Raw genomic sequence first — 24,447 nt, 5'->3', positions numbered from 1 at the left:
ATTCCGCCTCGCCGCCTGCGGAGAGCCCATGTCGTTGCGCTTGGATCCCCTGCACGGTGCTTGGTGTTCGCGCATGTCAATGAGAGCGCAGAGTGATAAGTTTTTTGTTTATCAGATAAAAATAATTTTTAATTAGCCTTCGACGACGGGAAAAGGCTTGGCCCCCATAAGAGAACGGGGCGTAAAGAATCAATTCTTGACATTAGGCCAGCGCATTTCTCGCTATAGTCCCCCGGCCATTTCTCTCCGCATTGTTATCCCATGAATCGCCACCGTTACCGCCTGGTTTTCAACCAACACCGTCGCATGCTGATGGCCGTCGAAGAGTCGGCCGTCGGTATGTGCAAGGGACGTCAGGGTGGGTCGCGCGCGACAGCGGGAACGGCAGAAGGGGCGGGTGGACGTGTCCTCGTCCGCTTTGCGCTGCCGGCCCTGACGTTGGGAGTGTGGCTAGCGTGCGGACTACCGGCGCAGGTTGCCGCGCAAGTGGTCGCGGACCCCAACGCCGGGGTCAACCGACCGACGGTGGTACAGACTGCGAACGGCCTCAATCAGGTGAACATCACCCGCCCCTCGGCGGCGGGCGTATCCACCAATGCGTTCACACAGTTTGATGTTCCGCGTGCGGGCGTGATCCTGAACAACTCGCCCGAGATCATCGCGACACAGCAGGGGGGCTACATCAACGGCAACCCCAATCTCTTGCCTGGCGGGTCAGCACGCATCATCGTCAATCAGGTCACCAGCGCGCTGCCCAGTCAGTTGCGCGGATATCTGGAAGTCGCAGGGCCACGCAGCGAGGTGATCGTTGCCAACCCGAACGGCATCCTGGTCGATGGCGCCGGTTTCATCAATACGAGTCGCGCCACGTTGACCACCGGGGTGCCGATGTTTGGCGGCAGCGGGAGTCTGGACGCGTATCGGGTTACCGGCGGACAGATCAGTATCGATGGCGCCGGCCTGAATGCCACCAACGTCGACCAGGTGGACCTGATCGCGCGGGCGGTGAGGGCCAATGCCGCTCTCTACGCCAATCAGTTGAACATCGTTGCCGGCGCAAACCGCGTGGAGCGCGGAACGTTGGCGGCGACTTCCATCGAAGGCGTTGGCGGAGCGCCCGCGTTCGGCATCGACGTCAGTCAATTGGGCGGCATGTATGCCAACAAGATCCTCCTCGCGTCGACCGAACTCGGCGTGGGCGTTTCCAACCGGGGCGTAGTGGCCGCACAGGCTGGAGAGCTGACCCTTACGACGGAAGGCCGGCTGGTATTGGCCGGACAAACCAACGCAAGCGGCCGCCTCACCGCCAACGCGCGCGATGGGATAGAAAATAGCGGCACGACCTATGGCGCCGGTGCCGTGTCGATGGACACCGGTGGCACATTGTCGAACACCGGAATGCTGGCCGCGCAGCAAGGACTCGCGGTGCATGCCGGTAGCGTGGCTTCCAGCGGGACGTTCGGCGCTGGCGTTGGCAGCGATGGATCGGTAGGGACGGTCGGCGACCTGACTATCGTATCCACCGGCGCACTCTCCGCGACCGGCCGGAATGTGGCTGGCGCGAATGTCACGCTGCATGGCAGTGCCTTGAATCTCGTCGGCAGTCAGACGGCCGGCAATCGAAACGTGAGCCTGACGGCAGCCGGCGGTAATCTCGATCTCTCAGGCGCAACAACAAGCGCGGGCGCTGGTCTAGACGTCCGGGCGCGAGGTGCACTGATCAATGATCGTGGCCGGCTCTCGAGTGAGAACGCGGTTACGGTGAATGCCGGGACAGTCTCGAATCAATCCGGTCAGATCCTGGCGCAAGGGCCGATGATCATCCGGTCCAATGGCGTAACGAACAACACCCGAGGCACGCTGCAATCCAGCGGCGCTCTCGCAATCTCGACGGCGAATTTGATCGACAACACCGCGGGGCGGATCGTTTCGCTCAACGGAGAGGGCCTGTCGATCGATGCTGGCACTGTCATCAATGCTGGCGGCAATAGCGCGACGGGCGAAGAAGGAGGCGTGATTGGGAGCAACGGCAACGTAGGCCTTGCTGTCCAGTCACTGGACAACCATGGCCGGATCGAGGCGGCGGCAAACGCCAACCTCGTCGCCGGTTCCCTGAACAACGATGGCGGAAGCATCGCCGCGGGTGGCGCACTGATCGCCGATGTCACCGGCTCGCTGACGACCCGTGGCGGCAAGCTGGCAGCGGCGACCGCGACCGTCTCCGCGAACGCGTTGGACAACTCGGCCGGTCGCATCGAAGCCGGCCATGTAGCGATAGAGACAGAGGCCGGCCTTGCCAACCGTGGCGGCGCCATCAGCCAGTACGGGCAGGGCGACACGACCATTGCCGTGGGCGGTGTGCTCGACAACAACGGCGGCACCTTGGCGACGAACGGCCAGAACTTGAATGTGACAGCCAGTGCCATCGACAACAGCGGTGGCAAGATCAAGCAAGCCGGTGCGGGCACCCTGATGTTGTCCAGTGCCGGATCGTTCGGAAACGAACGTGGCACGATCCAGACCAATGGCTCTCTGGTGGCGCAGGCGGGCGCCATCGACAATCGGAATGGTCGGCTGTACGGGCAGACGGGACTGGCACTGCGGAGCAATGCAGGCGTCGATAACACGGGAGGCGACGTACAGACTTCGGGAAATCTGACGCTTTCTGGGAGCGGCACGTTGAGCAATGCCAATGGCATTTTGGCCGCGAACGGCATGCACAGCGCAATGGCAGTGTCCTCGAACGGCATTAACAACAGCGCCGGCCGAATGGTCAATGCGGGGGGATGGCGCCACGACAGTGACGTCGCATGGCGATCTGAGCAACACGGGTGGGGTCCTCGGCGGCAATGGCGACACGACGATCGTTGCGGAACACCTCGCCAACGCATCAGGTGGGAAACTCACTTCAGCTGGTGCCCTCGCGGTGGAGGTCGCACGAGATCTGGACAACCGCGACGGTACCCTGTACGGGGAGACACGGCTATCGGTCTCCAGCGGAGGAGACTTCGACAACCGCGGGGGCAACAGTCAAACTGCAGGCGACCTTTCCGTGACGGCGGGCGGGGCGCTGGCGAACGATACGGGCACGCTCGTGACAAACGGATCGCACAGCACCATGCTGGTGTCGGCCGATCGCTTGGGCAATAGTGGCGGCAAGCTGACCAACGCCGGCGATGGCGCTACGACGATGACCGTCGCAGGAACCTTGAGCAACGCAGCTGGCGTGCTGGGCGGCAATGGCGATACGTCTGTCGTTGCTGGCGCCCTCGTCAATACGTCCGGGGCCAGCGTAGTGGCCGGCAGATCGCTGTCGCTGAATGTCGAGCAGAGCGTCGATAACCGCAGTGGCACGCTATACGGCCAGAGTGGCCTGAACGTCAAAACCGGCGGCACTTTCGACAACTCCAGCGGCGATGTGGAGACCAATGGAAACCTCATCGCCACGGTTGGTGGCGCATTGAACAATACCGATGGCACGCTTGCCGCCAATGGCGCGCACAGTGCCATGGCGGTATCGGCCTCAAGCATCGACAATAGCGGCGGCAAGCTTGCCAATGCAGGCGAAAGCGCAACCTCCGTGACGGCGACAGGTACGCTGACCAACAGTCGCGGCGTACTCGGCGGCAATGGCGACACTACCATCGCGGCGCGCGACTTGATCAATACTGCGAACGGCAGTGTCGTGGCCGCCCGTGCCTTGAATCTGGCAGTCGAACAGTCACTGAACAACCGTAGTGGTGCCCTGTTCGGTCAGACTGGCCTGACACTGAATACGGGTGCTGGCATAGACAATGCCGCAGGAGATATTGAAACCAGCGGAGATCTCGCCATCACCGCACTGGGTGCAATCAGCAACGTTGGCGGCACGCTCGCCGCCAATGGTCAGGACAGCGCCATGACGGTATCGGCGGCCAGTATCGACAACAGCGGTGGGAAGCTTGTCAATGCAGGAGATGAAGCTACGATGGTGGCTTCCACCGGCGCGCTGACAAACGCGGCCGGAGTCCTTGGAGGCAACGGCAATACCACCGTGACGGCGAGCGGCCTGATCAATACGTCGGGCGGCAACATCGTCGCGGATAAGGCGCTGGCCTTGCATGTCGCGCAGACTGTCGATAACAGCGGCGGCACCCTCTACGGGCAGACGGGATTGGCCGCGTCAAGTGGCGCAGGCTTCGACAACAACCACGGCGATGTACAGACCACGGGGGACATGACGCTGTCGGCCGGCGGAGCGCTGTCGAATGCCGGCGGTACGCTCGCCGCCAATGGGCAGCACGGCACCATGTCCGTATCCGCGGCGAGTTTGGACAACAACGCCGGACGGGTGGTCAATGCCGGCGACGGTACAACGACTATCAAAATGGTCGGTGCCCTTTTCAATCATGCCGGCGTGCTCGGCGGCAATGGCAACACCACCGTAGCCGCACAAGACCTCGCCAATACCGGCAGCGGCAATGTGACCGCAGGCCGTGATCTCGGACTTCAGGTCGTGCGTACCGTCGACAATCGCGGGGGCACGGTATACGGCGGCACTGCGCTGACGTGGGCCCAGGCGGGCGCTTCCCCTTGACAATCAAGGTGGCACCGTGCTGGGCGGGCAAGATGTCGTCGTCAAGGTTGCTTCGGTAGCCAATGCCGGCGGTATCGTTCGCGCCAATCGGGATATCGGCGTCGCCGGCGCCGTCGGCGGCAGTGGTGAAATGACGGCCGGCCGCAATCTGACGCTCGACGTGACGGGCGATTACCTGAACGATGCCGCCAACAAGCTGAAGGCAGATGGCGAACTTCGTGTGTCGAGCACCGGTACGCTGACCAATACCGGTACACTCGCGGCCGCCGGGAACTTGTCGGTTACCGGCGCCAATCTGGTGAACGGCGCTGGCGCCGTCCTCACGGGCGCTACCGCCACGGTTAGCGCCGGCAACGCGATCACGAACGCGGGCCGCATCGATGGCGGCACTGTGCACACCACCAGTGCCTCGCTCGACAATACCGGCACGATCATCGGGTATGCGGTGCAGGTCCAGGCAGGGGACATCGTCAACAATGGAGCTGCCGCGATCATCGCCGCTGCACAGGATCTCAAGCTCTACGCCAGCAATTCGGTTTCAAACCTGGACGGCGCGACGATCTATAGCGCAGGCAATCTCCAGATCGGTCGCGATGGCATCCGCGATGGTAGCGGGATGCTGGCGAACCAGACCGGATCGCTGCTGAACCGATCCGCCACGATTGAAGCGGATGGGGACGTGGATATCGCGGCGAGGTCGGTTACGAATTCGCGTACAAGCGTGGTGACTGAGGCGGGCACGCCGACGTCGACGACTCAAACACTCAAGGCATGGCTCGCCGGCTTGCCTGACTTCGAGTTGTCGGGCCATCAAAGCATCACCATCCCGCAATGGCGATGGACTGGTGGAGCAGCGAAAATCAGCGCTGCACTGATGCAGGCGTTGCGGAACCCGATCACGATTGAAGTACCGAAATCCGATGTTGGGAACCTTGATACGGCCAACAAGACCCTTTCGTTTTACCAAGGCTCCGATCGAGGAGTTTTACAACAGGTCGTCAAAGATCTGCGATGACAATAATTGTCAACCTTGGGACGAGATCCTGACGCGGCCGCTCACCACGAACGCGACACAGCATTACGAGGCCATCGAAGACACGGGCGCAAGCTACAAGATAACCTTCTGGCCCGACTATGATCCGGCTCGCCATATCCGGCCGGACCAGATTCGGCTTCGCTTCGATCTGGGCGTAGACAATCACGACTACAGCGAGATCGAGCGAACCACCACGACCTCGGTCAGTACCGATCGCCTCGTCAGCGCAACCGCTGCCGGCATCGTGCGCGCACAGGGCGCCATCCGCATCAACAGCGATGGCGGCGCCATCCTGAACCAGTCCTCCACGATGGCCGCCGGCGGCGATCTGGTCCGCCGTGCCATCGGGGGCTCGGTAAGCGATGTGGGTACGGCGCTGCAGCAGACCGTTACCACGACCGACACCTCCACCTTCTATTGGCATCAAAAGTCCGGTGGCAACAGCGACACCCAGGTGGTGCCCTACCCGACCATCCCCGTCGCTTCCACAACCGTGATGGCGCTCCCGGCCATCGCATCGTCCAACCAGTCGGTGCAGACCACGGCTCGGGATGTTTCGGTGACAACGGTGGATCGTGTGGGAAACACGGTGACCGGTAGTGGTGTGAACGGAGCGGGAATGACGAACGGCGGTGTCTCCGGCGGAAACGCGACTGCTGGTGGCGTCACCGGCGGCAACATGACCGGTAGCAGCGTTACCGGTGGAAACATGACGGGCGGCAATGTCAGCGGTGGAGGAGCAGCTGGAGCGCCGGTGGGCGGTATATCCGGCCAACCAGTCCGTCCGCAGACCGTTGGTACGGCTCGCGGCGGCCTCCCCAACCTGACGCTACCGACAAACGGCCTATTCAGGATCCAGCCTGCACCGAGCGCAACCTACCTCGTTGCCACCGACCCGCGTTTCACGCAATACAAGTCCTTCATCTCCAGCGACTACCTGCTGGGCGAACTTGGGCTGGATCCTCACAAGGTGCAGAAGCGACTCGGTGACGGCTTCTATGAAGAGAAGTTGATACGCGACCAGGTGACGCAGCTCACTGGGCGAACCTTCCTGGTCGGCTATTCCGACCAGATGGAAGAGTACAAGGCGTTGATGAACAATGGCGTTGCATACGGCAAGGCGTTCGGGCTAACGCCCGGAATTGGCCTGTCCGACGAGCAGATGCAACAGCTGACGACGGACATGGTGTGGCTCGTTTCCCAGGAAGTGACGCTGCCCGATGGCACAACACAATCGGTGCTGGTACCGAAGCTCTATCTGGCCCAAGCCAATACGGTCAACCTCAATGACACCGGCGCGCTGGTGACCGGCAAGTCGGTGTCCATCGACGCGAGCGGTAATGCGGACAACAGCGGCCGCATTGTCGGCGACGTCGCGACCCAGGTGCTGGGCAATAGCATCGTCAATCGCGGCACCATCGGTGGTTCCGGCAGCAATACGGTTGTCCAGGCGGCGCTCGACGTTCTGAACAAGGGTGGAACGATCACCGGTAAAGACACGGTGGTCGCGGCGGGACGCGACGTCGTAAATGAAACGCATGCCATCACGGCCTTGCGGACGCTCTCCAACGGTTACAGTGCGGGCGGCACAGGCGTGGGCGCTGTTGGGACGATTTCGTCCAGCGGCACGACGGCCGTGCTTGCGGGCCGGGACATCAATATGAACGGCGGACGAGTGGATGCCGGGGCGAACGCGTTGCTTGCAGCAGGCCGAGATCTGAATATCGGCACAGTGGCGCTGGGCACCACGCAAGACGCCGTGTCCCGCGGAGGCCAGAGCTACAGCCACGATCAAGTCGTGACGAACGCCGGCAGTACCATCCAGGCAGGGCAGTACATCGTCGCCGTCGCGGGACGCGATGCGACGCTGAGCGGCTCGGCAATCGAGGCTGGTGGCAACGCCTCGTTGATCGCCGGCCGCGACACCACGGTTACCGCCGTGATGGACACACATACGCACAGCGAAGGATCGCTAGGCGGGAAGGGTGCGCAGTACACGCAGTCGTCGTATGACGAGACTGCCCGGGGGAGCGCGGTGCAGGCGGGCGGCAATGCCACCTTGGCAGCCGGCCAAAGCGCGCTTGCCTCTGCGATGCTGCAAAGCAATGGCATCTCGCCGATCCTCGATACCAACAATGGAACCAACACCGGCAATCTCTCGGTGCTTGGATCCAGCGTAACGACGGGTGATGAGTCCGGCGGTGGTGGCGTGGCACAACTGATCGCTGCCGGCGACGTGACCGTCGGCACGGTCAATGAAACACACCAATCGGATAGCTGGTCCGAGAGCAAGAAGTCCGGCTTCCTATCCAAATCGAAGACCACGAAAGAGAGCAGCCAGCGCGATAGTGTTGCGGTCGGCTCGATGGTGTCCGCCGATAGTGTGGAGAGTAACGCGGGCCGGGACATTACGATCAACGGTTCAACCGTGGCGGCTACCAACGACATCGCGCTGAGCGCCGGCCGTGATCTCACAATTGGAAGTGCCGGGAGCACTAGCTCAAGCTACAACTTTGAGCACACTACGAAGACGGGCTTTGGCGCTACGGGTTCTGGCTTGTCCTACGGCAAACGCGATCAGAAAGACACGATCAACCAGAGCTCGGTGACACAGACCGGTAGTCTGGTGGGCAGTACGGACGGAAGCGTCCATATGTCAGCAGGCAATGCGTTGATGGTCAGCGGCAGCGACCTGATCGCCGCGAAGGACATTACCGGCATCGCGGCGGATATCACGATCGAGGCCGCCAAGGGGACGCAGCATCATGATGAAACCCATGAAGTAAAGCAAAGTGGGTTCACGCTTGGCGTTTCGGGGGGCGCAATCGGCTCGGCCATTAGTGCCGGCCAAAAGGTCAGCTCGGCTAGCCAGAGCAAGGACGGACGTGCCACCGCCTTGTGGGGCATGGCGGCCGGGCGCGATGCGTTCGACGCTGGTAGCGCGCTAGCAGGGGGAAGAGCCCAACAGAAGGGGCAGCGATCACTCTCTCGTGGGGGACGAGCCATAGCAAGCAAACGTTCACGGAGGACAGCACGACTCATACAGCGTCCAGCGTGACGGCTGGGGGCAATGCCAAGTTTGTTGCATCGGGCGTGGACGCCATGGGCAATGCAACTGGGGGAAATATCAATATCGTCGGCTCTGATGTGTCTGGTGCCAATGTCGCGTTGGGAGCGAAAAACCAAGTCAACATCGTGTCGGCGACCGATACGGCGGAGAGCCACAGCACCAACAAATCGAGCAGCGGCAGCATTGGCATCTCGTATGGCGCTCAGGGATTCGGCGTGTCGGCGTCGGCCTCGAAGGCCAAAGGAAATTCGGATAGCGTTAGCGCGACACAGGTGAACAGCCACATCAGCGGGACCGATTCCGTCACCATCGTATCCGGAGGCGACACCAGTATCCTGGGCGGCGTCGTCACCGGGGGCAAGGTTGCGGCGAATGTGGGGGGCGACCTGAACTTGCAAAGCCGTCAAGACACCGAGGAATTCCACGCCCGTCAGGAAAGCAAGGGCGGTGGCTTCAGCATCAGTCAGGGTGGCGGGTCTGCGAGCTTCTCGGCATCGAAGGGCAAGGCCGACGGTAGCTACGCGAACGTCACAGAGCAGACTGCGATTCGAGCTGGTGAAGGTGGCTTCGATATCACGGTCAAGGGCAACACGGACCTCGATGGTGCGGTGATTTCCAGTACGGCGACGGCCGACAAGAACAGTTTGACGACTGGAACGCTGTCGTGGAACGACGTCCGCAATCATTCCGACTTCAGCGCAACTTCGGTCGGCATCTCGGCCGGGGGCGCCTTCGGTGGTCCCGTGGGTCAAAGCAACAGCGGCCCGACGTCCGGAAAAATACCGGTGGCGTCAGTCCGATGATCCCGCAGAGCGAAAGCGGCAGCCAGGAGGGTCTCACCCAAGCCGGGGTTTCTGGCGGCACCATTTCGATTACCGATGCGGCGAATCAGAAGCAGGATGTGGCGACGCTGAACCGGGATACCTCCTCCACGAACTCCACCGTGGGCAAGAACCCGGATCTGGCTAATGTATTGAGCGAGCAGGCCGATATGATGGCCGCGGCGCAGGCGGCTGGCGAGGCGGTAGCGCGCACCGTGGGGGGATATTGCCGACAGCAAGCAGAAGGATGCGCAAATCGCGTTGAAGAAGGCGGAAGCGGCCTACCAAAACGATCCTACCGACGCCAATCGCGCGGCCATCGCCGAGGCGCAAGCCGCTGTTGACGGTTGGAAGGAGGGCGGACAGTATCGCGCGGCATTGCATACGGCGGGCGGCGCGTTGGTGGCTGGACTCGGCGGTGGCAATGCGCTCGCCGGAGCAGCGGGCGCTGGGTTGTCGTCACTAGCGGCGCCGAAGCTCTCCGAACTTGGAAATACGGTCGCGGGCAGTATCGGGACAGGCAATGCCGATCTGAATGAGGCGCTGGGGAACCTCGTCGCCAACATTGTTGCCGGAGGATTGGGTGCTGCTGTGGGGGAGGGCTCGGGTGCCGCGACGGCCGCGAACGTGGATCGGTTTAACAGACAATTGCACCCTGATGAATACGAATTTGCGAAGAAGAACGCAAGAGTGGTGGCAGAAAAGCTTGGAATTTCGCAAGAAGAGGCTGAGGGAAGAATTGTTGCCGAAATTCTTCGTAATTCCGATAAACAAACAGCCGATGGTGCTGGAGGGAGGCGTGACTATGAAGTGAGAAGTATTATTGGCTGTAATAATCTCAATTGCGATGGATATAAGAACGACAAGAACTACGCGGACCACGATTATAACAGCCAATATGTTTCATTGTATGAGGAGGCGTTTAAATCGGGACAGAAGCAGATTGGCACTGGAATGAGTAGTGCTCAATTGAGGGAAAAAAATCTGATATACGAGCGTTTCGGTAAGGGCGCGCTGGCTATCACTGCATGTGCTATTTCAGGCGGAACGGCATGCCAAGCGGCGGCATCTGGGTTCGGTATGGGGGCCGCTACAAGTTATATTACGAATAGTCCATTCACTACGGCCGAAGCTTTCGGAAGTGCATTGGGCGGGTTGGTCGGGGCAGCGTATGGTGCGAATCTCAGTTCCTGGGCCGGAGAACTTGGCACTTGGTATGAGAGGCTCGTACTGGGAGGCACGAAGATGGCACCTGTTTTTGCTGGTAAGCAAACGGCTATTCCAATCGGAAACGCTTCAGGCCTAGGGGGGAGCAGTAGACCCTCTTTTTGATCCAAGTACCAACCCTTGGTGGGGTCTAAGAAATACGATGGAAAGCGTTAAGGGGCAGAATCGATGAGTCTCGAGATTGGCGTAGTTTTGATTTGTATCGTTTCAATGTTTGTAACATGGTTTGCCTTCGGTCGAGAGTTGATGGATAAAAAATCGGCTAGATTCTTGTATTGGCTTAAATCAAGCCTTTTCATGGGGGCGTGTATTTCTGCGTGGATTTTTTATAAGGAGCCGGGCATAAGCTTTGTGCACGCCATTGTGATTGCAATGGCGCTGGCTGGGTTCGTAAACTTAATTCGTTCGCAATGGATCTTTCTGCTTCCGTAGAATTCTTTTGCCTCATGGACGATGGTTAAGTGATTACTAAATTTAACGTGCAGTATAGTGACCGTCGTCATGCACTCGGATAAATCGGTTGCGTGGTATGCGCTCTCTCCTGCCTACGACAAAAAAGCAAAAATAAACATATCGAGTTCGTAGCCATATGGTGAAGGAATCGCAGTCTTTCGGGAAAATGGCCAGAACGTCGTGCCGCGTTTCTGGAAGGAAGTCCGCACGAAAGCGCTACTGGCACTGCCATAAAGACTCATGAAGCTACAGAAGATGATCGCTTCTCCCGCGCGTTGGTTGTGCGCCGGGGGTGCCCTGGTTTTATCTCAGGTCAGCCAGGGACAGGTTCCCCCCGTCGGCCCTGGCCAGCCCGCGGCTCAAGCCGTAATCGAGCAAGAGCAACGCATCCGCCAACAACAGGAAGCACGTGAACGAGCGCAGACGGTAGATGCTCCCGGCGTTCGCGCAGCCGCGTCGGCGCCGGCGGAATATCCCGCCCTCCCGGACGAGACTCCATGCTTCCGCATCGAGCACTTCGTTCTCGATCTGCCGGCCGATCTGCCGGCACCTGTACGAGAACAGGGCGCGTCCGGTCTGCCGCAGGACCCCTTGCATTCGCCCGTGCGTGGCTAGACCACTACAAGGGCAGCTGTATTGGCAAGCATGGCGTCGACATGCTGATCAAAGGCGTCTCGCAAGCCATCCTCGACCGCGGCTACGTGACCAGCCGCGTGCTGGTGCCTGAGCAGAACCTGAGCGCAGGAGCGCTACGGTTGACCTTGATACCCGGTGTCATTGGCGAATTGCGCTTTGCCGAGCCGGAGATATGGGGAACGTGGCGGAGTGCATTTCCCACCCGGAGCGGTGAGCTACTGAACCTGCGCGATCTCGAGCAAGGGCTTGAGCAGATGAAGCGCGTCGCGAGCCAGGACGTCGATATGCAGGTCGTGCCGACCGCAACGCCCGGAGTCAGCGACGTCGTCATCGCGGTCAAGCGAAGCAAACGTTGGACGGTCGTTGCGTCGATCGACGATTCGGGCAGCCGGTCGACCGGCAAGCGACAAGGCAATGTCAGTCTCGCCATCGACAATCCAATCGGGCTCAACGATCTCTTCAACGTGGGCTATTCCCGAGATCTGGAATTTGGCGATAAGGCTCGCGGTACCAAAGGGTGGAATGGCTTCTATTCCGTACCGTGGGGCTATTGGACCGCGACGCTTTCCGCCTATCGCAGCGACTATTTCCAGCAAGTCGCCGGCGTCAATCAAACGTTTGTCTTCAGCGGTGAGTCGCAGAGCGTCGACCTCAAACTGCATCGTGTAATTCGCCGCTCGCAGAACGACGTCTTGGGTTTGCAATGGCGGTTGTCGCGCCGTTTCGGCAAGAGCTATATCGAAGACACGGAAATCGCGCAGCAACGGCGCAACAACACCGTGGCGGAGTTCGGCATTACCGACCGGCATTATTTTGGCGCTGCGCAACTCGACGCGAGCCTGTTGTATCGCCAGGGTGTCGGCGGCTTCGGATCGCAGGCCGACACGCTGGCGGCGCAGGGAGGGCCGACTTGGCAATTCAAGATGGCGGTAGCCGATGTCAACCTTTCCGTGCCGTTCAAGCTGGGCAATCAGCCCCTTCGCTATGTGACCACGTTCCGTGGCCAGTTCACCAACGACCGGTTGTACTTCGTCGATGCCATCACCATCGGCAGCCGCTATACCGTACGTGGCTTCGATGGAGAGAACTTGCTCGCCGGGGAGAGGGGCTTCTATTGGCGGAACGAACTGCAGCTTCCGGTCGCGAATACTGGGCAGGCACTCTACGCAGGGCTGGATTACGGCCGCGTGTTTGGGCCTTCCACCGCCGCGTTGGTCGGTACCCAGCTTGCGGGCGCAGTGCTGGGTTTACGCGGGGGGCGTTGGAACCGGATTGGGTGCGATCTCGTATGACGTGTTCATCGGTACGCCCGTGTACAAGCCAACGGCTTTCCATACCGCCGGCGTCACTGGTGGATTTCAATTGGTGTATCAGTACTGACGCACCGATTTCAGTATTCAGAAAATCCTGTTTCTATTGCAACGTTCATCATGAAAATTCAACGCATCGAGTGGATCGGCACGCTTGTCCTGACGATAGGCGGAGCGCTTGTCCTGTCCGCATGTTCCCTGATACCGCAGCCGAAGCGATACCTGTCCGAAGTGACCGTCGACTACAACCCGGCCGATTCAGCACGGGTCCGGTTTTACGTAGAGGCGGGGACCTCTGCGTCATATCGCGCCGATTCGACATGCTATTCACCGTGGTATGAGGAGGACAGCAAGCGCGTGGCGGTTACCGGCACAGGTCTCTTTGACAGCTGGAAATACTCGTCGCACAGTACGACGATTGGAATGCCGCAAAGCCCCCGTCCCTGGATGCGCTTCGAAGGGCTCGTTTTCAAATCTGCGATCAACGAATATGTTGTAAAGGGCGCCAAGCCCATGACCATTTCGATGTCCGAGACTTCGCAGAACTGGAAGTGCGATCCTCCTTCCGTATCCTTCGTGCCGGAGCCGGGGAAGGACTATGACGTCTTCATGTCGACCCAATATAGACGGTGCTGGATCGAAGTCCGCGAGATCGACGCCGACGGAAAGGACATTCCAATCAAGCCGAACGAGGCGTCGCGGTGCAGCGCTAGTTCCTGAGTCCGTCTTCCGATGACTGTTTCCGCCTTCCCCAACATCCTGATCATCACCGGCCTGATGGCCGCCGGCAAATCGTCGGTGGCTCAGGCCATCGCGGAGCGATTGCCAAAGTCCGTCCACCTGCGTGGCGACACGTTCCGCAAAATGATCGTGAACGGCAGAGCGGAGATCACACCCGAACTGACGCACGAGGCCCTGCAACAACTCTCGCTGCGCTACCGCCTGGCGTGCGACGCGTGCGAAGCCTATGCCGATGCGGGCTTTACCGTGATCTATCAGGACGTGATACTCGGCGAGTATCTGAACGAGGTCCACACGAGGCTGTCCCGCTGGTCCCCCGGCGTACTGGTGCTCAACCCTGCGTTGGAGGTGGTCGCGCGGCGCGATGCCGAACGGCGCAAGACCGCCTATGCCGGTGATTGGACCCCTGCTTCGCTGGCGGCAGGGCTGGAGCACACGCCGCGAATCGGCTTGTGGCTCGATACCTCCGCCATGACGGTGGACGAAACGGCCCACTTCGTATTGCGCCATGCAGAGGCAACCAGGGCTGGCGAACAGTAGAGTGCGGGACGCGACCACCGTCGTCGCAATCAATCCCATCGGGCCGCATCCCAACAAAGGCCCTCATCAACCAATTGCCTTACCATTCGATCATTGGACAGCGGACCAGCACGGGCTCCGCGTCCAAACGATCTAAGACAAGCCATGGCACTGACAATCACCCCCCGGAACGACGACCCGCACGCTGATTCGCGGCGAGGCTGGCGATATCGAACTGCTGATCGACTCGCCGAAAGACGCGGTGCGGGGCATTGCCGTGGTCGGCCATCCTCATCCGATGCAGGGCGGCACTGCCGACCACAAGGTGCCGCACCAACTGGCCCGTGAATTGAGCGCGCATGGCTTTCTCGCGGTGCGGCCGAATTTCCGCGGCGTCGGTGCGACGCAGGGCGAGCACGATGCCGGTGTCGGCGAGACGAACGACATGCTGGCGGTGGTCGACCATCTGCGCGAGCAGTACCCGGGTCTGCCGCTGGCGCTGGCGGGATTCTCGTTCGGCGCCTTCGTTGCGGCGCTGGCATCGGTCCAGCTTACGCAACGCGGCGTCGCGATCGATCATCTGATTCTGACTGGCATGCCGTCCGGCCCCGTTGCGAATCACCGCAGCTACGATACGCCGCCGGTCGCGGCCAATGCCCTGGTGATTCATGGGGAGAACGACGAGCGCGTCGCGCTGTCGGCCATCTTCGATTGGGCCCGCCCGCAGCAGTTGCCGGTCGTGGTGGTGCCCGGCGCGGACCACTTCTTCACCGGCAAGCTGCCGGTGCTCAGGCGCCAGGTCGCCAGCTATCTGGAGCGCCCGGTCTCTTCCGCGGAGGCTTGAACGGGTAGGCCGCTACCGCATCCCCCGCTGCGCCTTTCGTGCGACAGCTCCCAGCGGTATCGCCATCCGGCGCTGACCATGACGGCCGCCGCGCTGCGCAATCACGCCTTTGTCTTTGTGTCGCCCTTGAGCCGATCGAGGAACCATCTCCCCCGCGGGCCCGGGAGGCATGTCCTTTCGGTAGACCGCGAACATGGCAATCGGCGGCGTGCGCGGTTGAAAGCTCTGCAGCCGTAGGGCAATCAGGCGGCCCTGCGCGAGATCCTCCTGCACCATTGCCGCAGGCATGTGCCCCCAGCCGAAGCCGGCGCGCAGGAAGGCGTGTTTGGCGCCCAGGTCGGCCAGGCGCCAGGTGAGCGGCGAAAACACCCCGAACGTCGCCCCATCGGTGAGCGTCGTGCGATCGGTCAGGACCAGTTGCACATGCTCGGCCAACTCGCTGCTGCGAATCAGGCGTTTTCGCGATGCCAATGGATGATCGGGCGCGACGACGGTCACCATCGGTACGTCGAGCAGCTTTTCTCCCTCCAGCGTTTCCGGTACCGATGGCATGGAACCGCTGATGCCAAGCCGGCAGACGCGCTCGAGCACCGGGCGCATGACCGCGCCCAATGCCTCGACATACAGACGCAGCGGGGTATGCGGGAACGCTTCGCGGAACTCGCCTACAGCCGAGGTCAGCGACTCCATCGGGTACATCACGTCCACCACGACGGACAGCTCGGGTTCCAGCCCGTCCGCCATGGCCCTTGCCTTGGACTTGAACCCGTCCATGCCGCCGACGACGACCCGTGCCTGTGCCAGCAGCGCCGCTCCCTGTTCCGTCAGGCGCGGATAGCGGCCTGACCGGTCGAACAGACGGACATTGATCTGCCCTTCCAGATTCGCCAGCGTGTGGCTGACCACGGACTGCGCGCGCCGCAGCTTGCGGCCCGCTGCGGAGAAGCTGCCTTCGTCGGCGGCAGCGATGAAGGTGCGTAGCTGATCCAGCGAGACGCCATCGAGCATATATCTAATCCGTAGATGGATAGCATCCAGAAATATAGTCTTCCTGAATGGGTGTCAAGTCCCTAATCTTCGGGTCATGCCATCGCGACTTCACCGCGATGTCACGAAAACACAGGTACACCACACAGGAATCCATTCATCATGAACTCGACTCAATTCAACTCGCAGACCTTCCTTCCCCTTGTTGGCCGCATCGGGGTGGCCACCATTTTCCTGATCAGCGGTCTCGGAAAGCTGATGGCCCCGGGGGCGACGATTGCCTACATCGGCTCGCTCGGGCTGCCTGCGCCGGCGTTGGGTTACGCCGGTGCGCTCGGTCTGGAGCTGTTGGCCGGCGTCATGCTGATCGCCGGTTATCGCACCAGGGCGGTGGCTGGACTGCTGGCGCTTTACGCGGTCGTCACGGCGGTGCTCTTCCACCATGCACTGGCCGACCAGAATCAGATGTTCCACTTTCTGAAGAACCTGGCCATGGCCGGTGGCCTGATGCAAGTGGTGGCGTTCGGGGCGGGTGCATACAGCCTCGATGCCCGCCGCGGCAGCAAGGCCGGCATGGCCGCCGCGCAGTGACCACCCGTTCGCACACCATTCGGAGCACATCATGAAGAACGCCGCACAACTGTTGCAGCAACATATCGAGACCCTGGTCGACAACCCCGTGCAGTGGCAGGCGCTGCTTGCCGAAGACATCGTCTGGGAATTGCCGTACGCCCCGAGCCTGGGGCACCCGGCGAAACTGGAAGGCCGCGAAGCGGTCAGCCGCCATGCCGCGTGGTTTGCAAGCGCCGTATCCGGTTTCCGCTTCGCCGATCTGGAGATCCTCTCGGCCGCGGGCCACGAGCAGGCCGTGGGGCGTGTCCGGGCCGAAGGACGCATCGACGCCACCGGCCGGACTTACGAACAGGAATACGTGGTGTTTCTCACCGCTCGCGATGGCGCAATCGTCCATCTGCGCGAGTACTTCGACCCCGTGCGCGCTGCACTGGCGCTCGATGCACCGATCGTCGGTGTCGCTGCAAGGAGCATCTGATGAAAGCCATTCGTGTTGCCGCCTATGGCGATCCCGGCGTCATGCAACTGCGGGACGTGGACATCCCTGTCCCGGGCGACGATGAAGTGCTGATCGAGATCAAGGCTTCGGCCGTCAATCCGATCGATTGGAAGATCGTCACCGGGGCGATGCAGCGTTTCATACCGTTGCCGCTGCCGTTCACTCCCGGCGTCGACGCGGCCGGTGTCGTGGTGGAGGTGGGGCGCAATGTCACCACGCTCAGGGCCGGTGACGAGGTACGCGGCTTCATCGGGATCGTGGGTGCTTATGCCACGCACGCCGTGGTGGCGGCGGACAAGCTCGCCCGCAAGCCGGCAAGCATCGACTTCGACACGGCCGCCAGCATTCCGGCCGCGGCGTTGACCGCCTGGCAGGCGCTGCATGAGCACGGACGCGTGCAGCAGGGGGATAAGGTCCTGATTCACGCGGCGGCCGGGGGCGTGGGCAGCGCCGCCGTGCAAATGGCTGCGCTCGCCGGCGCCCGGGTCATCGGTACGGCCTCGGCGCGCAACCGCGACCATGTGCTGCACCTGGGTGCGGAAGACGTGATCGACTACAACGCCGGGGACTTCACCAAGCAGGTATCGGATGCCGACCTTGTGCTGGACCTGGTGGGTGGCGACACGCAGGACCGGTCGTGGTCGGTGCTGCGGCGGGGCGGGCGCATGGTTTCCACTGTCAGCCAGCCGGATGCCATGCGAGCGCGCGAGATCGGTGGGGAGGGAATGCGCTTCAGCGCGCGTTCCGATGGCCGGTTGCTGTCGGACATTGTCGCGCTGTACGAAGCCGGACGGCTGTCGAACCGGATCGATTCGATATTCGCCCTTGCCGACGCCGGCGACGCGATGCGCAAAAGCATGACGCAACATGTGCGCGGCAAGGTCGTGATCCGCACGGCCGATTAGTGACCTATGTCGGGCTGACCAGCCTGACCCCCTTCCACTGCCCGCTCGCGACCATCTCGGACACGATGGTCTGCAGCGCGGCCTCGACGCTGCGGCACGCCAGGCTCAGGCTTGCCGACGACGACAGGCACAGGCTGACGCGCCGCTCCAGCGTCGCGTCGGTAATCGACATCGCCGCAAGCGCATCGTCTTCGTCGCCGGCCAGCGCGGACCACGGCAGGATGGTCCATCCCAGTCCCTCGCGCACCGCGGACAGCAGCACCGATACCGCGCTGGTCTCCGCGACCAGGCGGCATTGCAGGCCGGCACTGACCAGCGCGCGATCGCAAAGCACGCGGACCGAATTGGGAAAGCTCGGCAACAGCAGCGGCAACGCCGCGGCCTGCGCCAGCGTGATGGCGTGGGGATGTCCCGGATGTCCCGGACGTCCTGGAATCGGCCGGCCGACCAGCATCAGCTGTTCGTCGAGCAGCGGAGTCGATTGCATGTTGGGGCGCTGCTGCACGTCCATTGCCACGGCGAGATCGAGCTTCTGCAGCGCCAACGATTCGGCCAGATCGGCGCTGGAGCCTTCGACGATCTCCAGCGTGATATCGGGGAAGTGCTCGGTCACATGCCGCAGCAGCGGCAGGGCCAGCACGCGGGAGGTGCTGGTCGGCAATCCCACGCTGACGTGGCCGCACGGCACGTCGCGGCCGTGCTGTACCGCGGCCTTGGCCTCTTCCATCTGCCGCAGCACCATCTTGGCGTGGCGGTAGAGGATAAGGCCGGTGTCGGTGGGTCTGGTGCCCGAGGGGCCGCGCACCAGCAATCTGGCGTCGAGTTCGGCTTCGAGGTTGGCGACGTGCTGGCTCAGCGAGGGCTGGGCGATATGGAGCGCATCGGCCGCGGCGGTGATGCTCTCCAGTTCGACGATGCGCGCGAAATAGCGCAGCTGCTTCAGGTCCATATTCGGCGAGGCGGTGGCATGGTGGCCCACGCCAATCGGTCGCGAATACGGCCGGATCGGTGGCGGGGCACGCCGGCAATGTAGCATCCGCCGGCGCCCCGCTGCGCGTTCCGCAGCGGGGCCCGCCACAGGACCAGCCGCGGGACTAGCGGCGAATCGGCAGATCGAGATACGAAGCCAGCTCGCCGCCGAGCCGGATCGACAGCCGCGGCGGACGGCCATGTGGCACCTGCGGGAAGTGCCCACGGTCCGCGCCGGCGATCGACAGACGCAGCCGGCTTCCGGCGGCCAACGTCCAGGCGACGGGCAGCATCGCAAAGTGCAGGTGCTCGGTCTGCCCCGGCACCAGACGCGCCGCGTCGGCCTTCGCGAACGTGCGGTAGGGCCACGTGGTCCGGTATTCCGGCGGGCACGGCGCGGTCTTGCGATGCAGCGCGCGCAGCATGCCTTCGGTGATGTAGCGCACTTGCCCGGACGCCTCGACCTCGGACAGGAAGACATGCAGCGCGGCGTCGGGCTGCGAGCTGGCGAGGCCAATGTTCAGCACGACATGGCCGGCGATCGACAGCGGCGCCGTCAGCACCGCGCCATCGAAGGACAGCAGATCCAGCTGCCGTTCGCTCCAGTCCGGGTAGTAGTCCTCGATATTGGCCGCGCCGAGCCGCTCATAGCGGGTTTGGCGGCCGGTGGACCAGTTGAAGTCGGCCATCGTGTCGCGGTCCGATTCCGCCGCGGGACATGCCGGCGACAGGCTTTCCGCATCCTCAGACAGATACAGCCGCTGCGTGTCCTGCACCGGCGGCCACATCGCGGCCGCATGCCATTGCTCGTCGTGCACGCTGTAGTAGTGGACGCGGGCTTCCTGCTCGAGCCCGGTCGGCAATTGCATCAGATGATGATCGAAGAAGCGCAGCACCTCGGCCAGCAGCGGGAAGTCGGAGGCGGCGTGGTTGCGCCACGGCGAGATATTGGTGCGAGCGCCGTGGTCCCAGGGGCCCAGCAGCAGTCGGCTATCGTGATCGGGCAGCGACAGGAAGCGCGTGATCGCGCCATTCGCATAGCCGCCGCCGTCGTACCAGCCCGAAATCGAATACACCGCGACATCCTGCGCAATGCCGTCGAGATAGCGATAGGGGCTGCAGCTGCCCGAATCGAGCGCCGGATCGTGCTGCGTGGCGCCATCGCGGAAGGCGAACTCCGGCGCCAGATCGGCCAGCGCGAAGTTGTTGCGGTGCTGTTCGATAGCCGCTTGTACCAGGCTGCCGTCGGTGTCGGTGTCGACCCGCTCCGGTCCATCGAAGCGCGGATCGTTGAAGTAGGGATAGCGGGCCAGCAGCGCGCGATCGTCCTGATCGAGCGCGACCATCAGTTCGTCATAGGCCTGCACCCAGACCTTGGACAGCAGGCCGCCCGGGTATAGCTGCTCGCTGTAGATGTCGGAGACCGCGAACAGCGGGGCGATCGCCTTGACCGCGGGATGGCCCGTGCTGGCCAGGAAACAGGCGGCCGCGCCCAGATAGGAGATGCCGGTCGAGCCGATGCGGCCATTGGACCAGGGCTGCGCCACGATCCAGTCCGCGATCTCGAAATAGTCGTCGCGCTCGGTCGGCGAGCGCAGCGCGTCGCGCGTGCCGAAGCTGGCGCCGGTGCCGCGTACGTCGACCACCACCACCGCATAGCCCTTCGGTACGAAGGCGTCGCGGTATTTCGCGGTATTCGGGCTCGGTTCCGCACCGGGCTCGCGCAGCCGGAAACGGCGGAAATAGGGCGTGAAGATGACGATGGTCGGATAGCGCGCCGGTGCATCGTTGTCGCGGACCGGCCCTTCGGCCTCCAGCGGCTGCGGCACGAAGACATCGACCGCGAGCCGGCATCCGTCGCGCATCGTCACATAACAGGACAGCGGCGCGTCAGGAACGGCAAAGCGAGAGGGACGCGTTTCGAGATAGGCGCTGGCCGGCGTTTTCCAGGCATTGCTGCGGAGATCGATATCGGACATGAATCTTGCGTTGGGGTCGGTTGGCTTGCGGCAATGGTAAGCAGCGCCCCCCGAGCCGCGGAAAGACGAAATGCCGATATGGATATAGGGCTGGCCTATGGCATGCTGCGCCGCGGCGCGCAAAATCGGCCGCCGGTGCATCGAGATGCGCCAAAGCAGGGCCGAATGCCGATTCAAAACGCAGGACATGCACCGCGGCGATGCCCCATGCCGCTAGGCGGGGCAGCCGGCAATCCGCCATAGGCTCCACCTATGGCGACATCGAGATTCCGTATTGGTTGGCATTCGCGCGAATTCTTACCATCGCTCTACAAGCCGGATCGATGGCGGCGCATTGCGCCGATGGAGGTCGCGTGGCGTGCCGGTGCGAATGCAGCCGGCGAAACGCAGCCAGCGAACTGAGCCAACGAGTCGCAGCCAGCAAAACGCAGCCGTCGAGACCATTTCAATTCACATGATTGGGGAGAACTGCAGATGTACCGTTCCTTGATGGGCGCCGCGATGGCGGCCCTGATGACGCTGTCCGGCGCCGCGATGGCCCAGGATGCCTATCCCAACCGTCCTGTCCGGCTGATCGTGCCGCAGTCGGCGGGCTCGGGCGGCGACGTGGTCGCGCGGATGCTGGGCGACAAGCTGAGCCAGGAGCTGGGACAGTCCGTGGTGGTCGACAATCGCGCCGGCGCCAACGGCATCATCGGCACGTCCTTCGTGGCCAAGCAGCCCGCCGACGGCTACACGCTGCTGCTGACCGGTGTGTCGCAGGTCAGCTTCAACCAGCATCTGTACAAGTCGCTGCCCTACGATCCGCAGAAGGACTTCACCTTCATTGCTCCCGTGGTCGATACGCCGTTCGTGCTGGTGACCAGCAAGGCCAGCGGCATCACGTCGATGGCCCAGTTCATCGAGAAGGCGAAGGCCAAGCCGGGCGGACTGACCTTCGGCAGCGCCGGCGTCGGCAATTCCACGCATCTGGCGATGGAGATGCTGGCCGACAAGGCCGGCATCAAGCTCACGCATGCCGCCTACAAGGGCTCGGGTCCGGCGCTGACCGGCGTGATCGCCGGCGAAGTCGATGCGATGGTCAGCGTGGTGGGTTCGGCGCTGCCGCAGATCACGGGCGGCAACGTGGTGCCGGTGGCGATCGTCGGGCAGAAGCGCGCCAAGGAGTTGCCCAATGTGCCGACGGTCAAGGAAGCGGGTCTGGACGTGCCCGTGATGCCTGGCTGGTACGCCTTGCTCGGGCCGGCCAATATGGATGCCAAGGTGGTGGCTCGGCTGAATGCGTCCGTGCAGGCCTTCCTGTCCGATCCGCAGGTCAAGAGCAAGCTGGCGTCGCTCTATCTGGAGCCGCTGGCAGGGTCGGCCGAGGCGATCAAGCAGCGCGCCGTGACCGACGCCAAGGTGTGGGGCGAGTTCATCAAGCGGCGGGGGATTCAGAACTCGTGACGGTCGGACAGCTCAAGGGCGGCCATGCAAGGGCCATTCGAAGGGCATTTCGAGGGGCTATTCGAGGGGTTATTTGAGCCCGCAGCCCGGCGGCGTCGAATAAGGTCGCTGTCGCCCCCCGCACGCGGGGGCCCGGTGGCCTGACTTTGCACACCGCCGAACTCCCGCATGGCGGGGGGAAGACCGGCCCGTCGGGCGGCAGCGCGATACCGCTAACTCTGCAACTCCGGCACGTTGCCGGCTTCCTCGTGCACGGTCAGGCGATCGTCGACATCCTGTACGCCGGCGATGCCCCGCACCGCAGCGATCAGTGCCTCGTGCTCCGCCGACAGGATGTGTCCGCTCAACCAGACTCGCCCGCCGACCACGGCCACGTCGATCGCGCCGGGATGGCCCACGAGACGGCCCATCTCCGCGCGAACGCGCTCGGCGATGGTGTTGTCATCGGCCGCGTGCTTGCCCAGGCCGGTCGCGCTACGTACCTTTGCCGCGATGCCCTGCATCCGGTCGGTGATCCGTTTTGCCTGCTTCTCCGCGAGATCCTGCATGTCGTGGCGGCTTGCCTCGGCCTTGTCGCGCAGTTCCGCGCGGCGCCGGCGGCCAGACTGCGGATCGAACAGGTACATGATCGCCGCGCCAACCGCCGCCGCGACCGCAAACGGCAACAGGCCCGGCGTGTTGCCGTGCGTTTCGCGCTGCCTGCCTTCCCGCCGATCCTCGTGCATTCCGTCGTTCATTTGCGCCTCCTTGCGAACAATGGGTTCACGCCCCGCCCGGCGGCGGGACCCGCTAGAAGCGGGGAGCATCAGGTGTGCCAGTTCGACGGTGTGGAAGGAGAGCCGGCGTGGTGGGACGAAAGCGGCGTGCGAGGTCCCGGATAAAGCGATCCGGCGCCCCGGCGGGGAGGTGAAATTTACCGATGGGGAAATCAGTGTTGCAGAGACGCCTGCAGAGACGCCTGCAGAGGGGCCTGCAGAAGGACTGGCAGAAGGACTGGCAGAAGGACTGGCAGAAGGCTGGCGGAAGGCTGGCGGAAGGCTGGCGGAAGGCTGGCAGAAGGGCTGGCAGAAGTGGCTGGCAGAAGGACTTGCAGAGAGGCTTTAGGAACGGGACTTCGCCGCGATTCGACGTGGTGCCGCCTTGTCCGCCTCATTGACCCCGTCGTTCTCCAATACCTCGGCCACGCGCGTCTTCAACATCGGCACCACCTCTTCACCGAACCACGGGTTCCGCTGAAACCACGCCACATTGCGCGGCGAGGGGATGCGGCAGCGGAACAAATCCCGGCCCATATTCCGCCCACGCCATCACCGTCTCGGTCAGCGACGGCTTGTTCGCGGCGCCGAGAAAATACCGCTGTGCATGGAGGCCGACTAGCAGCGTCAGCTCGATGTGCTTCAGCCCGGCCAGAATCCGGTCCATCCACATCGGCGCGCACTCCGGCCGCGGCGGCTTGTCGCCACTGGCAGCGCGGCCGGGATAGCAGAGGCCCATCGGCACGATGGCGAACCGGGTCGGGTCGTAGAACGTTTCGGCATCGACGCCCAGCCACTCGCGCAGCCGCTTGCCGCTGGCGTCGTTCCACGGGATGCCGGTCTGGTGGACCTTCGTCCCCGGCGCCTGGCCGACGATCAGGATGCGCGATTGCGGCGAGGCCTGCAGGACGGGGCGGGCGCCGAGCGGCAAATTGGGTTCGCAGGCCCTGCAGGCCCGGACCTCGGAGAGCAGTGTGTCCAGATTGGTGATGCGTTGTGCCTTCATATCAAGGAAGCTGCGCGGCGGTAGTTGCCGTAGAGGCGGTGGCTTCGGGCCATCCAGCCTGGTTGCGCGACACTATCAATGTCGCGATAATCGGT

General features: G+C 62.8%; 18 protein-coding genes and 5 pseudogenes. 18 read left to right on the top strand and 5 right to left on the bottom strand.

The features are described from left to right. Positions 1-261: 261 nt before the first annotated feature. From OJJOAM_RS17200 to OJJOAM_RS17140, 13 genes and pseudogenes are all read left to right on the top strand, one after another. A pseudogene (locus OJJOAM_RS17200) lies at positions 262-2,637 on the top strand (filamentous hemagglutinin N-terminal domain-containing protein); the annotation flags it as partial. Between the two features lie 49 nt (positions 2,638-2,686). After that, a pseudogene (locus tag OJJOAM_RS17195) lies at positions 2,687-2,965 on the top strand (hypothetical protein); the annotation flags it as partial. Between the two features lie 153 nt (positions 2,966-3,118). Next, positions 3,119-4,576 (top strand): beta strand repeat-containing protein, encoded by a 1,458-nt coding sequence (locus tag OJJOAM_RS17190; protein ID WP_422651078.1) that lies wholly within the window; start codon positions 3,119-3,121, stop codon positions 4,574-4,576. A gap of 16 nt (positions 4,577-4,592) precedes the next feature. Next, positions 4,593-5,591 carry a hypothetical protein gene (locus tag OJJOAM_RS17185; protein WP_422650518.1) on the top strand — a complete coding sequence of 333 codons (999 nt, stop codon included), beginning with the start codon at positions 4,593-4,595 and terminating at the stop codon, positions 5,589-5,591. Beyond that, positions 5,497-8,670, top strand: a complete 3,174-nt coding sequence (locus OJJOAM_RS17180) for a hemagglutinin repeat-containing protein (RefSeq protein ID WP_422650517.1) — start codon at positions 5,497-5,499, stop codon at positions 8,668-8,670. Before OJJOAM_RS17185 ends, OJJOAM_RS17180 begins: the two co-directional genes overlap by 95 nt. Continuing rightward, positions 8,667-9,485, top strand: coding sequence for a hemagglutinin repeat-containing protein (locus OJJOAM_RS17175; protein ID WP_422650516.1), 819 nt, complete (start codon positions 8,667-8,669; stop codon positions 9,483-9,485). The genes OJJOAM_RS17180 and OJJOAM_RS17175 overlap by 4 nt, the downstream gene beginning before the upstream one ends. After that, positions 9,482-9,847, top strand: coding sequence for a hypothetical protein (locus OJJOAM_RS17170; protein WP_422650515.1), 366 nt, complete (start codon positions 9,482-9,484; stop codon positions 9,845-9,847). Before OJJOAM_RS17175 ends, OJJOAM_RS17170 begins: the two co-directional genes overlap by 4 nt. Further along, a complete protein-coding gene (locus OJJOAM_RS17165) occupies positions 9,765-10,835 on the top strand; it encodes a hypothetical protein (RefSeq protein ID WP_422650514.1) in 1,071 nt (356 codons plus the stop codon). Before OJJOAM_RS17170 ends, OJJOAM_RS17165 begins: the two co-directional genes overlap by 83 nt. 63 nt (positions 10,836-10,898) lie before the next feature. Then, complete coding sequence (locus OJJOAM_RS17160) at positions 10,899-11,162, top strand: hypothetical protein (protein ID WP_422650513.1); 264 nt, start codon at positions 10,899-10,901, stop codon at positions 11,160-11,162. 276 nt (positions 11,163-11,438) lie between these two features. Next, positions 11,439-13,199 (top strand): annotated as a pseudogene (locus OJJOAM_RS17155) (ShlB/FhaC/HecB family hemolysin secretion/activation protein). Between the two features lie 50 nt (positions 13,200-13,249). Further along, the gene (locus tag OJJOAM_RS17150) at positions 13,250-13,849 is read left to right on the top strand and encodes a hypothetical protein (protein ID WP_422650512.1); all 600 of its coding nucleotides are present in this window, start codon (positions 13,250-13,252) and stop codon (positions 13,847-13,849) included. A 12-nt stretch (positions 13,850-13,861) separates the two neighbouring features. Then, positions 13,862-14,410: a phosphotransferase-like protein gene (locus OJJOAM_RS17145; RefSeq protein WP_422650511.1), complete on the top strand. Its 549-nt coding sequence runs from the start codon at positions 13,862-13,864 to the stop codon at positions 14,408-14,410. Between the two features lie 241 nt (positions 14,411-14,651). Next, on the top strand, positions 14,652-15,233 hold the full coding sequence (locus OJJOAM_RS17140) for an alpha/beta hydrolase (RefSeq protein WP_422650510.1): 582 nt from the start codon (positions 14,652-14,654) through the stop codon (positions 15,231-15,233). Between the two features lie 101 nt (positions 15,234-15,334). Here the strand turns inward: OJJOAM_RS17140 and OJJOAM_RS17135 are convergent. Then, positions 15,335-16,241: pseudogene (locus OJJOAM_RS17135) on the bottom strand (LysR family transcriptional regulator). A gap of 141 nt (positions 16,242-16,382) precedes the next feature. Here OJJOAM_RS17135 and OJJOAM_RS17130 point away from each other — a divergent pair. Genes OJJOAM_RS17130 through OJJOAM_RS17120 form a run of 3 tightly spaced genes read left to right on the top strand, consistent with a single transcriptional unit; the run spans position 16,383 to position 18,197 of the window. Further along, positions 16,383-16,811, top strand: coding sequence for a DoxX family protein (locus OJJOAM_RS17130; protein ID WP_422650509.1), 429 nt, complete (start codon positions 16,383-16,385; stop codon positions 16,809-16,811). 31 nt (positions 16,812-16,842) lie between these two features. Next, entirely contained in the window at positions 16,843-17,271 is a 429-nt protein-coding gene (locus OJJOAM_RS17125) for a nuclear transport factor 2 family protein (protein ID WP_422650508.1), read from the top strand. After that, positions 17,271-18,197 carry an NADP-dependent oxidoreductase gene (locus OJJOAM_RS17120; RefSeq protein ID WP_422650507.1) on the top strand — a complete coding sequence of 309 codons (927 nt, stop codon included), beginning with the start codon at positions 17,271-17,273 and terminating at the stop codon, positions 18,195-18,197. Before OJJOAM_RS17125 ends, OJJOAM_RS17120 begins: the two co-directional genes overlap by 1 nt. Before the next feature lie 4 nt (positions 18,198-18,201). Here OJJOAM_RS17120 and OJJOAM_RS17115 read toward each other — a convergent pair whose 3' ends face one another. Both OJJOAM_RS17115 and OJJOAM_RS17110 read right to left on the bottom strand, forming a co-directional pair. Further along, a complete protein-coding gene (locus tag OJJOAM_RS17115) occupies positions 18,202-19,146 on the bottom strand; it encodes a LysR substrate-binding domain-containing protein (protein ID WP_422650506.1) in 945 nt (314 codons plus the stop codon). Positions 19,147-19,291: 145 nt separating this feature from the next. After that, positions 19,292-21,145 (bottom strand): CocE/NonD family hydrolase, encoded by a 1,854-nt coding sequence (locus OJJOAM_RS17110; RefSeq protein ID WP_422650505.1) that lies wholly within the window; start codon positions 21,143-21,145, stop codon positions 19,292-19,294. Positions 21,146-21,619: 474 nt separating this feature from the next. On the opposite strand from OJJOAM_RS17110, the gene OJJOAM_RS17105 reads away from it, so the two are divergent. Then, a complete protein-coding gene (locus OJJOAM_RS17105) occupies positions 21,620-22,591 on the top strand; it encodes a Bug family tripartite tricarboxylate transporter substrate binding protein (RefSeq protein WP_422650504.1) in 972 nt (323 codons plus the stop codon). A gap of 212 nt (positions 22,592-22,803) precedes the next feature. On the opposite strand, the gene OJJOAM_RS17100 is transcribed toward OJJOAM_RS17105, so the two are convergent. Beyond that, positions 22,804-23,316 carry a YtxH domain-containing protein gene (locus OJJOAM_RS17100; RefSeq protein ID WP_422650503.1) on the bottom strand — a complete coding sequence of 171 codons (513 nt, stop codon included), beginning with the start codon at positions 23,314-23,316 and terminating at the stop codon, positions 22,804-22,806. Positions 23,317-23,497: 181 nt separating this feature from the next. Here OJJOAM_RS17100 and OJJOAM_RS17095 point away from each other — a divergent pair, with 181 nt between their 5' ends. Next, the gene (locus OJJOAM_RS17095) at positions 23,498-23,695 is read left to right on the top strand and encodes a hypothetical protein (protein WP_422650502.1); all 198 of its coding nucleotides are present in this window, start codon (positions 23,498-23,500) and stop codon (positions 23,693-23,695) included. Here the strand turns inward: OJJOAM_RS17095 and OJJOAM_RS17090 are convergent. Continuing rightward, positions 23,692-24,352 (bottom strand): annotated as a pseudogene (locus OJJOAM_RS17090) (uracil-DNA glycosylase family protein). The gene OJJOAM_RS17095 and the pseudogene OJJOAM_RS17090 overlap by 4 nt on opposite strands. Positions 24,353-24,447: the final 95 nt, after the last annotated feature.

Origin of the sequence: Cupriavidus sp. H18C1 (genome assembly GCF_049311595.1) — a bacterium.
Classification (GTDB): Bacteria; Pseudomonadota; Gammaproteobacteria; order Burkholderiales; family Burkholderiaceae; genus Cupriavidus; species Cupriavidus cauae.
The sequence above is the reverse complement of the archived record's forward strand: the minus strand, read 5'-3'. Positions and strand labels throughout refer to the sequence as shown.